The sequence below is a fragment of the Paenibacillus xylanexedens genome, from assembly GCF_017874615.1.
Classification (GTDB): domain Bacteria; phylum Bacillota; class Bacilli; order Paenibacillales; family Paenibacillaceae; genus Paenibacillus; species Paenibacillus xylanexedens.
On record NZ_JAGIKV010000019.1, the window covers coordinates 116,434 to 130,444 of the forward strand.

Here is a 14,011-nt window from a genome sequence, read left to right on the forward strand (position 1 = left end):
GAACGGAGCTGTGGAAGCGTGGGGATGATATCAATCGCCCAGTTGTCCTGATGGACAACAACATGTGTTACACAGCAACGGTTAACCCTCGTTATAGGGTGTTTCTCCGAATTCCAGTGATGTCGTGCGTGCACGCACATCCAGCGGATCGGAGACGACGAGGTGGATGGAGTCCGGCGCAAGTCTGGCCCATCAAGCGAGAGTGGTACCGCGGAGGGGATAATAACCCGCCGTCTCTTATATGAGATGGCGGGTTATTTGTGTTTGCTGCCGGCAGCAGGGTGGGCATGGGAAGAACCATATGGAGATTGAAGAATCAGAAGGTCAGGGTGTAAGTCGACGTACACTCTGTCATGAGGGTAAGCAGGATATACAACGAACGATTAATGAACATTGAACAACAAGTATAGGCACTAAACATTCAACAGGTATTACTGATCACCAAGGACTAAGCTACAAACAACATACGTGTTTACAAACAAAATATATAACAACAGGGACGGCGATCAGCGGGTGTTCTGTGGCTCGTGGATCGTAACGAAAATATTTATAAAAATTTGATGGAGGTTGATGGATATGACAACGACTAATAACAAACGCATGATTGAGATTTTTGATACAACGCTGCGTGATGGAGAACAGGCACCAGGGGCAAGTCTGCAACCCGAGCAAAAAATTGAATTGGCACACCAACTGGCTTCTCTGGGTATCGACGTCATTGAGCCTGGATTCCCGATCTCCAGTCCAGGTGAGTTCGCGGCGGTTCAGGCGATTTCGAGACAGTTGCAGAACGTGGAAATCTGTGGGTTTGCGCGTGCGGTCAAAGGTGATATTGATGCAGCTGTTCAAGCAACAGCGGATGCAGCACGGCGCCGAATTCACCTGTTTATCTCTTCTTCGGATATTCATATTGAGCATCAGCTGCGCCGTCCGCGCAGTGAAGTGGTTGCTACTGCTCGTGAGATGGTATCTTATGCACGTCAGTTCACGGACATCGTAGAGTTCACAGCGATGGACGCTGCTCGTACCAAGATGGACGATTTGATTGAAATGGTTGAAGTCGCCATTGAAGCCGGGGCCAGCATTATCAATCTGCCGGATACGGTCGGTTATGCCCTGCCACATGAGTATGGTGAGATGTTCCGCCGGGTGCGTGAGGGTGCAAGAGGCGGCGATCAGGTTCGCTATAGTGCTCACTGTCACAATGATCTGGGCCTGGCCGTAGCCAATAGTTTGGCTGCGATTGCCAATGGGGCTACCCAGATTGAAGTGACCATCAATGGTATCGGAGAACGGACGGGGAACTGTGCACTGGAAGAGCTGATTATGGCGCTGGAGACTCGGGGAGACGCAATTGGTGCAACGACGAACATTAAGCTGAATCAGCTGTATGAGACTTCACGTCAGATTAGCCGTGCGATGCACTTCCCGATTGCATACAATAAGCCTGTGGTGGGACGTAATGCATTCCAGCATGAATCTGGCATCCATCAGGATGGTCTGCTGAAGAATCGGAACACTTATGAGATTATGGATCCGGAAGCGCTGGGTATTCCGCGCAGCATGATTATTTTGGGTAAACACTCCGGTCGTCACGCCCTGAAGGATCGGGTTCGTAAATACGGTTTTGAGCCGGATGAGCAACAGATGGAGCAATTGTATGAGGTGTTCAAAGAAACCGCAGACCAGCAAAAAGTGGTCAGTGACGACCAGTTATTACAGATGGTTAGCCAGACCATGAATATTCCTGCGCAGGATTACGAGCTGGTTGAATTGCAGGTGACGGCGGGCAGCATGACGGATCGAATGGCCGCCGTACGTATTCGCACAAGCGCTGGAGAACAATCTTACTCCGCTGTTGGCGGCGGACCTGTGGATGCGACCATTCGTGCAATTGGTCAGAGCATTTCCGATGATATTGCATTTGTAGATATGGAGATGCATGCCTTGAGTGGTGGAGAGGGTGCAAGTGCGGAAGCTGTAGTTACCGTGGAGCGTGCAGGACGTGAGTTCCGGGGAACAGCAACACATAATGATATCGTCATGGCTGCCGGTCTTGCTTATGTAGCGGCTTGTAATGCTGCTGGGCTGAAGGCGGAGTCTTCCGAACATCATGAACAAGAAGCACATGCGTAAAACATCTTTTGCCAGATCGCATCTACAGCGGCAATAGTAGCAATTGCGATTCGATGTAAATATGCATGGCATATAGTAAATAAATGATGGGCAGGCCTTGAACGACAAAGGTCTGCTTTTGTCTTATTATGGAGGAACATTGAGGAGTGAAGGATGCATTTGTCAAGGTGTGACTATAGTTATCCACATATCCAGTGAAAATTGTGGGTAACTAGGATAAAGTCAAACCAGTATAGTTTTCGAAACGAAAAGGGTTTAGGGGATAGAATGGCCCCCTGTTATCAACAAATTTGTGGATAATGTGTATAACTTAGTGGATAAATATGGTTTTTGTGTGAAAAAGGCTATTCTACCGCTGTATAATTAAGCTTATTAATATGCTTGCTATCTTGCTTTCTTGTGGATAAGTGTGAGGGGGGATCATACAAAAATATTTCTCTTCTTTCGAGTGAATTTGACAAAAGCCAAAACATCTCACCCAACCTCCGTATGTTAGAGTGCAATCTCAAGGATATAACAAACATAAAGGAGCGAAATAAGCATAGCTTCAATATACTCATCCTAAACATACTCATCTTAAACAAACAAAAAGCTGATCCCAATAAGGAATCAGCCGGTGGTACAACTATATTTGTATGGGTGCGATCAAGCCATGGTCTGAGTCTGTACTATTCGTACTATTCCATAGCTAGTTCTTCCCAGTCCTCGTATGCCTTGGTGAGTTCTGCTTTGTGTTCCTCCGATTGTTGCTGGAGTTCTTGCAGCTTCATATAATCCTGATAGATTTCAGGCAGAGCCATCTGTGCCTCAAGTTCGGTAATCTTCGTTTCCAATTCCGCAATCTGTTGTTCCAGAGCTTCCTGCTTGCGTTGCCGGTTACGCTCTTCACGCTTCGCCTGTTTTTCCGCTTCGAATGAAGCCGCTCCGGATTTTTCGGTTGTGGCTGTGTTCAGATCGGATTTGGACGAGTTCTTGGCTGAAGCCTGACGTGCCTCAGCAGCTTCACGTGCGATGTCTTCAAGCTCCTGTTTTTTCTCCACATAATCATCGTAATTACCGAGATATTGTTCTGTGCCGCCTGGATGAAGTTCAACAATGCGTTCAGCCATTTTATTGAGGAAATACCGGTCATGGGAGATGAACAGCAGGGTGCCTTCATAATCCATTAATGCCGCTTCCAGCACTTCTTTGGCAAACAGGTCGAGATGGTTCGTAGGCTCATCCAGAATGAGCATGTTGGCTTCCTTCAACATCAGCTTGGAGAGAGACACACGTGCTTTCTCACCGCCGCTGAGGGAGGAGATTTTTTTGAGCACATCGTCACCGCTGAACAAAAAGTTCCCCAGTACGGTCCGAATGCGTGCTTCTTCCATCCCCGGATAGGCACTCCACAGTTCTTCCAGAACCGTGTTGGACGGATTGAGCCCAGTCTGTTCCTGATCGTAATAGCCGATCTGCACTTTTGTTCCCCATTGGATCTCCCCGCTTACCGGACGTAAACTTCCCGTAAGACACTTCAGCATGGTGGATTTACCAATACCGTTTGGTCCAATCAGAGCAACCGTTTCCCCGCGTCGCAGATCGAAGGATACGTTGCGGAACAATGGAGAAGCCTCGTCATAAGCGACAGACAGCTGATCCACACGAAGAACTTCCTTGCCTGACATAACGGCGGTTTCGAAGGAAAAATGGGCTTTTTTCAAATCTCCCATCGGTTTATCAAGCCGCTCCATTTTGTCGAGGGCTTTGCGCCGGCTTTGCGCCCGTTTGGTCGTCGAAGCACGTACGATGTTTTTCTGAACAAAATCCTCCATCTTGGAGATTTCGCCTTGCTGTTTCTCATATTGCTTCATCTGATTTTCATATTCGGCAGCTTTGAGTTCCATATAACGGCTGTAATTGCCCGTATATTTTTTGGAGCGGTGACGTTCGATCTCAACGATGGTCGTTACGAGTCGATCAAGGAAGTACCGGTCATGGGATACCACGAGCAGTGCGCCTGAATAACCTCTCAGATAATCTTCCAACCAAGTAAGAGTGGCGATATCGAGATAGTTGGTAGGCTCGTCCAGCATGAGCAGATCAGGTGCCTGAAGCAAAATACGAGCAAGCGCAAGGCGTGTCTTCTGCCCGCCGCTCAGAGTAGCAATGGGGGTGTCTGGCGAAAATTCGCCGAATCCCATCCCGTGCAGTACGCTGCGAATGCGGGTTTCCATTTCATAACCGCCATGGTCCTTGAACCAGTCGGAGCGTTTCGCATAACGTTCCAGCAGGTCAGCATACTTTTTCTCATCTTCCATCTGGGCAGGGTCGGCAATATCGCGTTCCATCTGACGCAAATCGGCTTCAGCCTGTGTCAGGTGAGCGAAGACGTTCATCATTTCTTCCCAGATGTTACGGTCGGATTGTAGCCCGCTGTTCTGAGCCAGGTAACCGAGCGTCGTTTCTTTGGATTTGAAAATCTGTCCTCCGTCATAGGACATTTCACCGGCTACAATTTTGAGCAAAGTGGATTTCCCTGCACCGTTTACACCAACGAGGCCGATGCGCTCGCGTTCTAATATTTGTAAGTTCACGCCGTCCAGGATTGGATCGACACCAAAACGTTTGATAATTCCGGATACTTGCAGCAGCATAAAATTAAGTTCCTCCATAGGTCCAGTTCTTGATATGACAACTATATCTCAGTTTACATGAAATACAGAGCAATTGCACCGATTGGGAACGCATGGGGCATGTAGTCTTTTTGATCAATCAATGATAAACTGAAAGAAGGCATGTTATTACATGAGGATTTTGCAGAAAATGAATCATTTTAACCATTTCAACAAGATGACAACTGGTCATAACATATAAATTGTTTTTAATGAGAGCTTTTTTCTACCTTCCCTATCAACAGGAGGTTATTCAAGGATATGCAGGATCATGCGGAACTGAAAAGTCAGCTTCGATCCAGACTAAGACAGAGCCGTGATCTGATGGATGCAAGCATACATCAGCAGGCGATGACTAAGATTAATGCTGGAGTGAAGCGGGAGCTGGAGCGCCTTAGACAGGTCAAGAGCAAGGTTGTGAACAAACCACTCGTCATATTCAGTTATCTGTCCTATGGAAGCGAAGCGTCCACAGCTTTTTGGTTTCAAGAGGGCTGGAATCATGGAGATGTGATGTTTGCACCAAAAGTGTTGGCGAATCCACCTCGAATGGAACTACGGCGGGTGACCGGAGAACAAGATCTGGAGCCAGGCATATGGGGGATACCGGAACCCAAGGATTCCTGTGAGGTCCTGACGCCTGATGATTGGCCGGATATCGATCTCGTTTTGGTACCTGGGCTTGGTTATGATCTCCATGGCGGGCGTATTGGTTATGGTGGCGGTTATTATGATCGTTTTGCCGAGACTCTTGCAGCAACATGTGCGATGACGAGCAAGAAACCATTGATGGCTGCGATGGTATTGCCGGGTCAGCTACAAGAGGAGATCCCGATGGACCTGCTCGATCTGCGGATTGATCTGTTGATAACAACCGAAGGTATATTACATATCGAATAAAGGGTTGTGATGTGATTGAGTTCAGAAGTGAATAACGGCCAGTCTTCGGGTGGCAAACTGACCCATTTTAATGAACAGGGGCGGGCCCGGATGGTTGATATTTCAGGTAAGGAAATTACCGTACGTACGGCTGTGGCCGTAACGAAAGTGACGATGAATCCAGATACACTGGAAGCGATTCGGGAGGGCCGAATCGGCAAAGGTGATGTGCTGGCTGTGGCTCAGATTGCCGGGATTCAAGGCGCGAAGAAAACGTCGGACTGGATTCCGATGTGCCATCCGCTGGCACTGACGGGTGTGGATATTCGTTTTCATGATAACGGAGTGGATGAATTACACATTGAAGTTACTGTCAAAACCGAAGGCAAAACGGGTGTTGAGATGGAGGCACTCACGGCGGCTTCGGCTGCGGCACTGACGGTCTATGACATGTGCAAGGCCATGCAAAAAGATATGATTATCGGTCCAACCATGCTTAATTCCAAGAGTGGTGGCAAAAACGGTGATTACAGCCGATAGGCAATATTTATTTTCATAGAGGAGAAGGGTGATCTTTATGGTGTGGAGAACAGCAATCCTGACAGCCAGTGACAAAGGAGCCCGCGGGGAACGTGAGGATACGAGTGCACAAGTCATTCGGGAGCTGGTGGAAGAAGAGCTGGGTGGTCAAATCGTGGAGTACCGTATCGTTCCGGATGAACCCGATGAGATTATTGCGGCTTTGATTGAGATGACGGATTATTTTCACGCCGATCTGGTGCTGACTACCGGTGGCACGGAGCTGGCCATTCGTGATATTACTCCGGAAGCAACCCGGCGCGTAATTGAGCGGGAAGTTCCCGGGATGGCAGAGGCCATGCGGTACAGTGTAATGAGCAAAAACCGTTCTGCAATGCTGTTCCGTGGGGTATGTGGCATTCGTGGACGCACGCTGATTGTTAATCTGCCAGGTACACCGAAGGGTGTGCATGAACATCTGGCTGCCATTATGGATCAGCTTCCGGAAGCGCTGCTGATGGTTACGGGTCAGTTCAAGCAATAATCGAGCACGGACTCTGGGGCAAGATATCCGATTAGCCATGAACCGGTGTTAGATTGTTCTAGTGACATCTCTTATTTGTGAATTTTGCGGGTTATGTAAGTGGTTACATCTATGGTATGATGGGCTTAAATTAAGAACGCAGCAGAGACATCTATGAACATCTGGCCGAGTATGCGCATCTTCGAAGCTTGAGACGAGGAGGATTATCAATGTTAAGTTCCATTGGACCAACGGGTTTTATTTTGCTGGCCGTGATTGCATTGTTGTTGTTTGGACCCAACAAACTTCCGGAACTGGGACGTGCAGTTGGGCGTACCTTCCGTGAATTCAAAGAGGGCGCTCGCGAGATTATCTCTGAGGATGACTCGTCCAATCGTAAAGAGCAGGAGAAGGCGAAACCGCTGGCGGCTGAGAGCACACCTGCAGACAAGCCTGCTGATAAACGCCTGCCGGAATAATCTTGACGGCAATGAAAGAGAAATCCCTTCCTGCCGGAAGGGTTTTGTATTTTAAGCTGGCAATAATGGGGGGCAGGCATGACGCAGCAAATGGAAGAAATGTCGATTACGGAACATCTGAGCGAGCTGCGCAAGCGGCTGATCTACGTATTAATTATTTTTGTGCTGGGACTGATTGCAGGATTTTTTGTGGCGGACCCGGTATACCAATATCTGACGAAGGCAGAGTCGGCCAAAGGTTTTGTATTACATGCCTTCTCGTTCTGGGACGGGATTGGCATCTACATGAAGATTGCCGGTTTGTTTTCACTTATTATTACGCTGCCGTTTACGGTGTATCAGATCTGGAAGTTTGTTAGTCCAGGGCTAAAGCCGCGCGAGCGAAAAGCAACGCTAAAGTATGTGCCCTATGTATTTCTGTTATTTCTGACGGGTATGGCTTTCTCGTATTATGTTATTTTTCCGATGGCACTTGCCTTCACAACAGCGATAACGGAGAAAATGGGGCTTGTGGAGACCTACGGGATGAAACAGTATTTCAGCTTCCTGTTTGGCATTGTGTTGCCTGTGTCCCTGTTATTTGAACTTCCTTTACTTATTATGTTTCTGACAGGACTGCGGATTCTGAATCCAATTCGTCTTCGCAAAATGCGCAGAGTAGCTTATTTTGTGCTGATCTTCATTGCAGTGGTCATTACACCTCCAGACTTTATTTCCGATCTGCTGGTGATGATTCCTTTGCTCCTGTTATATGAAATCAGTGTGTTATTATCCGCAATCGTATATCGCAAGCAGCTTGCAGCCGATGAAGAGATCGAATCCCGCTATGTTCGTGCCGAGGATAAGAAACATGTGGGCTGAATGAGGATAGGCTGTAATGTGCCCGGAAAAGACGGTATGTTCTTATCCGGGCTATTTCTGTAGACTGCCGACCACCACGACAGGACAAGCAGGCATATTATGTTCAACAATGGATACAATGGGGAAGGGACTGTCTGCTAACGTTGCAGAAGGGCTAAACAATTTCGTAGAATAAGATTAGTGAATTGCAACATAGAACCAGGCGCAGCGGGTGTAATTTGGCTATGTTTGTGTAAATTCAACGTAAATTCTCGCAGGAATTCGTCGAAAGGACTTGAAATCATGCTTCAAGTTGAGTATCATAAAGTTGGTTGTTAGCACTGAACACTGTCGAGTGCTAATACATATGGCTACAACCTACAATGTAACGTTATATAATTTCAAAAGGAGGCTATTTTTCATGATCAGACCTTTAGGTGAACGCGTATTGGTAGAACCACTGGAGCAAGAACAAACAACTTCTTTCGGGATCGTACTCCCGGACTCCGCCAAAGAAAAACCGCAAGAGGGTAGAATCATTGCAGTTGGTGCTGGAGTATTGAAAGACGGCGTACGTGTAGCTCTGGAAGTGAAAGAAGGAGATCGCGTTATTTTCTCCAAATATGCCGGTACAGAAATCAAATTCGAAGGTAAAGAATATTTGATTATGAAAGAGAGCGATATTCACGCGATTCTCGACTAATTCAAATTTAATCGGATAACCGAACCATATAGCACTACCATTTTCCAACAAAAACTAGGGAGGTTTTCTTAACATGGCTAAAGACATTAAATTCAGTGAAGACGCTCGTCGCTCCATGCTTCGTGGTGTGGACGCATTGGCTAATGCAGTAAAAGTAACACTCGGTCCTAAAGGCCGCAACGTGGTTCTGGAGAAAAAATTCGGAAGCCCACTCATCACTAACGATGGTGTAACCATTGCTAAAGAAATCGAACTGGAAGATGCATTCGAGAACATGGGTGCACAACTGGTTAAAGAAGTAGCAACGAAAACCAACGATGTTGCCGGTGACGGTACTACAACAGCAACTGTATTGGCGCAAGCGCTGATCACAGAAGGTCTGAAAAACGTAACTGCAGGCGCTAGCCCAATCGGTATCCGTAAAGGGATCGACAAAGCGGTTAAAGCTGCGGTTGCTGAATTGCAATCCATCTCCAAACCAATCGATTCCAAACAATCCATTGCACAAGTTGCAGCAATCTCTGCAGCTGACGAAGAAGTAGGCGAACTGATCGCTGAAGCTATGGAAAAAGTAGGTAAAGATGGCGTAATCACAGTAGAAGAATCCAAAGGATTCGCTACAGAGCTTGAAGTGGTTGAAGGTATGCAATTCGACCGTGGATACATCTCTCCTTACATGATCACTGATACGGACAAAATGGAAGCTGTTTTGGACAATCCGTACATCTTGATCACAGACAAAAAAATCTCCAGCACGCAAGACATCTTGCCATTGCTTGAGAAAATCGTTCAACAAGGCAAACCGCTGGTATTGATCGCTGAAGATATCGAAGGCGAAGCACTGGCTATGCTGGTTGTGAACAAATTGCGTGGTACATTCAATGCTGTAGCTGTTAAAGCTCCAGGATTCGGTGACCGTCGTAAAGCAATGCTGCAAGACATCGCTGCCCTCACTGGTGGCCAATTGATCACGGAAGAACTGGGTCTGGACCTGAAATCCGCTGTTGTGGAACAACTGGGTACAGCTCGTCAAATTCGCGTAACAAAAGAAAACACAATCATCGTTGACGGTGCTGGTAACAAATCCGATATCGATGCACGTGTTAGCCAAATCCGTACACAATTGGAAGAAACAACTTCCGAGTTCGACAAAGAGAAACTGCAAGAGCGTCTGGCTAAATTGTCCGGCGGTGTAGCAGTAATCAAAGTTGGTGCGGCTACTGAAACAGAATTGAAAGAACGCAAACTTCGCATCGAAGATGCCCTGAACGCAACTCGCGCTGCGGTTGAAGAAGGTATCGTATCCGGTGGTGGTACAGCGCTCATGAACGTATATAGCGCGGTTGCGGCTGTAGCTCTGTCCGGTGACGAACAAACAGGCGTAAACATCGTCCTGCGTGCTCTGGAAGCACCAATCCGCACAATCGCAGCTAACGCTGGCGAAGAAGGTTCCGTAATCGTGGAACGTCTGAAAAAAGAACAAACTGGCGTAGGCTTCAACGCTGCAACTGGCGAGTGGGTTAACATGATCGAAGCTGGTATCGTTGACCCTGCGAAAGTAACTCGTTATGCATTGCAAAACGCTGCTTCTGTAGCGGCAATGTTCTTGACTACTGAAGCAGTTATCGCTGACAAACCAGAACCAGCAGGTGCTGGTGGCGGAATGCCTGACATGGGCGGTATGGGTGGAATGGGCGGCATGATGTAATAAAGGTGTAAAAACCTTTAAAGCATCACGTGCCTGGCAGAGTGAATTCTCGTTACGATGTGACAAGAATTTGTGAAGCAGTCACTGTTACAAATTATAAATAAACCAATGACCACTTCTTAATATCTATTAAGGAGTGGTTTTTGTGTTATTGAGTATTTTATAATCAAAGTTAGTATCAAGAGATATGGAGGGCATATATCATGAAACATATTAGAAAGATGATAGTGGTTGGTTTAGTGTCTGCTGCTGTTATCATCTTAATCTATAATTTCACTTCCAATTCTGAAGGGAGATTAGCAAATGAACCTAGAAGTACTCCTTCAACTCCATTAACAGTAATCAATAAAGAGAATTTCGCAGGTACTACAAATACGCATCGGTTTGATATTCGGGCAGGATCTAGTTATATGAAAGTGAGTTTTAAAAACACGGGTTCGAAACACTTCACGTTCACGATCAATGAAGGATCTACTAGTGGAACCGCGATAACGTCTGGAAGTGTTCCAGCAGATGGAAAAGAGCATACATATTATAGTGACAAAGCATTGTCGACGGGTTCGTATTATGTAAGTACCTCTTCTGCGCAAGGAATGTCGGGCATATTGGATGTTTCTCTTGGAACTGATGTTAATTAAAGATTCGGTAATTCGCTCTAAATGTAGATTTGAAGCCCTGAGATTGAAACCTCGTTCCTATGATTTCATATGTACTGTGATATATTTACAGCTTATCAGTCAGCAACTATTTGAGGAGGAAATGATTTGAGAAAGGGTACAAAATGGATATTATGGATACTGGGCTTGATGCTCGCTGCAATATTTATCAACTTTTTTATGAATCTATATAGCTTTGCTTATGCACTGATTACTGTGCTTATACTTGCCTTTATGGGGTGGGGTTTCTTAGCGAAATTAAAGAACGACGTTCGTCAGCATGAAGATTACCATAGAAGAGAGCATCAGTATGCGAACGATGACATCGATAGATACACCAGGTAGAATTCAACCAACCTATCATACTTAGCACGTAGCATACATGAGAAGATATAAGAAACTTGCACTGAAATGATTAAAAGGCTCCCGTGAGGGAGTCTTTTTAATGGCTGATCTTGTAAAAGGAAGTAGTGATGTTTTCTTCTATTGCTAAACAGATAGTTGTTAAGTAAAATAAACACATGAATAAGTACTCATATATTAATATATAGACGATATTGGAGATGATACATATGTACGATGTATTGGTTATAGGAGCTGGGCAAGCAGGCTTGGCAGCAGGTTACTATCTTCAACAGTCGGGGTTAACCTTTTTAATCGTTGATGCTGCCTCATCTATCGGGGAATCTTGGCGTAAACGGTACGATTCCTTGCGTCTTTTTACCCCACGAATGTATGATGGGTTACCGGGAATGCCGCTTAGTGGAAATGAAAATAGCCTGCCAAGCAAAGATGAAATTGCAGATTATTTTGAAAACTATGCTAAACAAATGGAGCTTCCAATAAAGTTAAACTGTAAAATCTCCCGTCTCTCGAAGCAAGATGAGGTGTACTATGCTGAAACCAATGATGGAACGATTGAAGCGCGCAATATTATCGTTGCCACGGGGCCTTTCCAGACCAAAAATGTTCCTCATTTTGCGAAAGCATTATCCGAGCATGTGATTCAGCTTCACTCATCAGAATATAAAAATATCTCTCAATTTCTTCCTGGAACAACAGTAGTTGTAGGCGGAGGGAATTCAGGTGCCCAAATCGCCGTAGAGTTGACATCAGATGATAAACAAACCGTATACATATCCATAGCTCGAAATATTACCTTTAGGCCTTTGCATATTATGAGACGAAGTATATTCTGGTATTTTGAAAAGATCGGAATATTACGTGCAAGTGCAGATCGTATGGTTGGAAAATGGTTGAGAAATCAGCCTGAGTACGTATATGGCTATGAGTTAAAAGAATTGATGACCCAGGGGAAAGTTAACCTGCGCCCACGTGCCATTAATGCAATAGATGACCGCATCCTATATGAGGATGGTAGTGAGACACGAATAGACAATATTATCTGGGCGACTGGGTTTAAGCGAAATGATAGTTGGATCGATATCAATACTGCTTTTGATGCCCAAGGTGTAATTATACACGAGAGAGGCGTATCACCGGTTGCTGGATTGTACTTTGTAGGGCTACCTTGGCAAACATCACGGGGTTCAGCACTGTTGGGATGGGTTAAATACGATGCTCAGAAAATCGTTAATCATATCATTCAAAGGTAAGACACATTATACTAGGCAGGTGCTCGGGATGAGTAGAAAATATCATAACTCACATTTTTGGGTATATTCCTAAAAGGAGGGATTTTATGAAAATATTTAAACTACCAATGATTCTATGCATTATAGTACTTTTATCTATTGTCTCAGCTTGTGGTGCGGATGATATAATACACGGAAAGAGCGATAACTGGGATGTTTCTCTACAGAGATCAACAGGGAGCTATAGTATTACTTATATAGGTGATGAAAAGCGTATAAAAGATTTTGTGTTTGACCTTACTGGCAATAATATAGAACAACAGGGGAAAGCGCTGGAAGAACAGGAGGTCCCTTTCAGTATGTCGGGAACGGTTACTGAGGCGGAGAAAACGAAAGACCCGATTACCTTTAAAATGAGTTGGAACAATCAAAGCGAGACTGTAACTTTTGAGTAACTCTCGCATTCGGGAGGTGTTCATCGTTGGTTTGGTGGCAATTACTGAATCATTCTTAGTACATAACACACGTTAGGCCGTTCCTTCATGGAGTGGCCTTTTTGCACAATCGCATCTTATCTCGCAACAGTTATTTCAAAAGTAGAGTGCTCAGAATCCTGAACGCTGAAGCGATATTCTAATCCGTTGCGAATAGTCGCTCCATCAAAATCAGACTGATTCACATCACGATCCAATAGACTGATATCCTGGATGACATCTTGTGCATCGTTATACGTGTACTCACTATTGGTTGTGAGAATGAGTGTGGCGATAGCAGTCAAAAAAATTCCACCTGTTGGTTTACGCGTATCACCAGTTCCGTACAACCTGACTTCCTGTATGCTCTCATCTGCATTCACTGCACCAACCAAACGCAACTCGTCATTGAATACATACTCGAAAGTGCCAGTGCCCTGCTCAGAAGACTCTTGTATATTCAAACGGGTAATACTCAAACCATTCAGTCGGTATTTGCCCACGGCGCCATTAAACTTATTTTTAAATTCATCGGCAGTCATATGGAGGCCAGAAAGTTTAATCTGGGGTGAAGGGGTCTGATCTATTTCAGGCTGAGTAGAGTTCGAAGATAAAGTCAGCATGCCATACAAGCCTATTGAAGCAATCGCAAAACAGGCCGTTGTTAGAAAGATATATCTGATTGGCAACCTATTGCCTTTGCGAATAGATAAGATCATCCCAACAACAAATCCCAAGAAAGCGATCAAGCCAAGAATGAAGAGAGTGGTAAACAGATATTGCAAAGTCTCACCTCGTAATAGAGTAATAGCTGGTACAAATCTTTCTTGCACCTCATTCATTATA

General features: G+C 45.4%; 14 protein-coding genes and 1 other annotated feature (1 of these 15 cut by a window edge). Of the genes, 12 read left to right on the forward strand and 2 right to left on the reverse strand.

The features are described from left to right. Positions 1-241, forward strand: a binding site (T-box leader); it begins 96 nt to the left of the window's first position. 335 nt (positions 242-576) lie between these two features. Next, a complete protein-coding gene (locus J2Z28_RS22320; RefSeq protein ID WP_091033768.1) occupies positions 577-2,136 on the forward strand; it encodes a 2-isopropylmalate synthase in 1,560 nt (519 codons plus the stop codon). Positions 2,137-2,813: 677 nt separating this feature from the next. Here the strand turns inward: J2Z28_RS22320 and J2Z28_RS22325 are convergent. After that, the gene (locus J2Z28_RS22325) at positions 2,814-4,772 is read right to left on the reverse strand and encodes an ABC-F family ATP-binding cassette domain-containing protein (protein WP_211084340.1); all 1,959 of its coding nucleotides are present in this window, start codon (positions 4,770-4,772) and stop codon (positions 2,814-2,816) included. A gap of 279 nt (positions 4,773-5,051) precedes the next feature. On the opposite strand from J2Z28_RS22325, the gene J2Z28_RS22330 reads away from it, so the two are divergent. The 11 genes from J2Z28_RS22330 to J2Z28_RS22380 all read left to right on the forward strand — a co-directional run bounded on the left by J2Z28_RS22330 (position 5,052) and on the right by J2Z28_RS22380 (position 13,147). After that, the gene (locus J2Z28_RS22330; protein ID WP_211084341.1) at positions 5,052-5,690 is read left to right on the forward strand and encodes a 5-formyltetrahydrofolate cyclo-ligase; all 639 of its coding nucleotides are present in this window, start codon (positions 5,052-5,054) and stop codon (positions 5,688-5,690) included. 15 nt (positions 5,691-5,705) lie between these two features. Further along, positions 5,706-6,209 (forward strand): cyclic pyranopterin monophosphate synthase MoaC, encoded by a 504-nt coding sequence (moaC, locus tag J2Z28_RS22335; RefSeq protein ID WP_280530852.1) that lies wholly within the window; start codon positions 5,706-5,708, stop codon positions 6,207-6,209. A gap of 37 nt (positions 6,210-6,246) precedes the next feature. Next, the gene (locus J2Z28_RS22340; RefSeq protein WP_017690080.1) at positions 6,247-6,732 is read left to right on the forward strand and encodes a MogA/MoaB family molybdenum cofactor biosynthesis protein; all 486 of its coding nucleotides are present in this window, start codon (positions 6,247-6,249) and stop codon (positions 6,730-6,732) included. 209 nt (positions 6,733-6,941) lie between these two features. Further along, positions 6,942-7,190, forward strand: a complete 249-nt coding sequence (gene tatA, locus J2Z28_RS22345; RefSeq protein WP_036611264.1) for a twin-arginine translocase TatA/TatE family subunit — start codon at positions 6,942-6,944, stop codon at positions 7,188-7,190. 78 nt (positions 7,191-7,268) lie between these two features. Next, the gene (gene tatC, locus J2Z28_RS22350) at positions 7,269-8,051 is read left to right on the forward strand and encodes a twin-arginine translocase subunit TatC (protein ID WP_211084342.1); all 783 of its coding nucleotides are present in this window, start codon (positions 7,269-7,271) and stop codon (positions 8,049-8,051) included. Between the two features lie 400 nt (positions 8,052-8,451). Then, a complete protein-coding gene (gene groES / locus J2Z28_RS22355) occupies positions 8,452-8,733 on the forward strand; it encodes a co-chaperone GroES (RefSeq protein ID WP_017690077.1) in 282 nt (93 codons plus the stop codon). A 73-nt stretch (positions 8,734-8,806) separates the two neighbouring features. Beyond that, positions 8,807-10,441, forward strand: a complete 1,635-nt coding sequence (gene groL, locus J2Z28_RS22360) for a chaperonin GroEL (RefSeq protein ID WP_017690076.1) — start codon at positions 8,807-8,809, stop codon at positions 10,439-10,441. Positions 10,442-10,644: 203 nt separating this feature from the next. Continuing rightward, positions 10,645-11,079 (forward strand): hypothetical protein, encoded by a 435-nt coding sequence (locus J2Z28_RS22365; protein ID WP_211084343.1) that lies wholly within the window; start codon positions 10,645-10,647, stop codon positions 11,077-11,079. A 126-nt stretch (positions 11,080-11,205) separates the two neighbouring features. After that, a complete protein-coding gene (locus tag J2Z28_RS22370; protein ID WP_211084344.1) occupies positions 11,206-11,442 on the forward strand; it encodes a hypothetical protein in 237 nt (78 codons plus the stop codon). Positions 11,443-11,660: 218 nt separating this feature from the next. Beyond that, positions 11,661-12,713 carry a flavin-containing monooxygenase gene (locus J2Z28_RS22375; protein WP_211084345.1) on the forward strand — a complete coding sequence of 351 codons (1,053 nt, stop codon included), beginning with the start codon at positions 11,661-11,663 and terminating at the stop codon, positions 12,711-12,713. Positions 12,714-12,799: 86 nt separating this feature from the next. Then, complete coding sequence (locus J2Z28_RS22380) at positions 12,800-13,147, forward strand: hypothetical protein (RefSeq protein WP_211084346.1); 348 nt, start codon at positions 12,800-12,802, stop codon at positions 13,145-13,147. 116 nt (positions 13,148-13,263) lie between these two features. Here J2Z28_RS22380 and J2Z28_RS22385 read toward each other — a convergent pair whose 3' ends face one another. Then, entirely contained in the window at positions 13,264-13,950 is a 687-nt protein-coding gene (locus tag J2Z28_RS22385; protein WP_211084347.1) for a hypothetical protein, read from the reverse strand. Positions 13,951-14,011 lie beyond the last annotated feature (61 nt).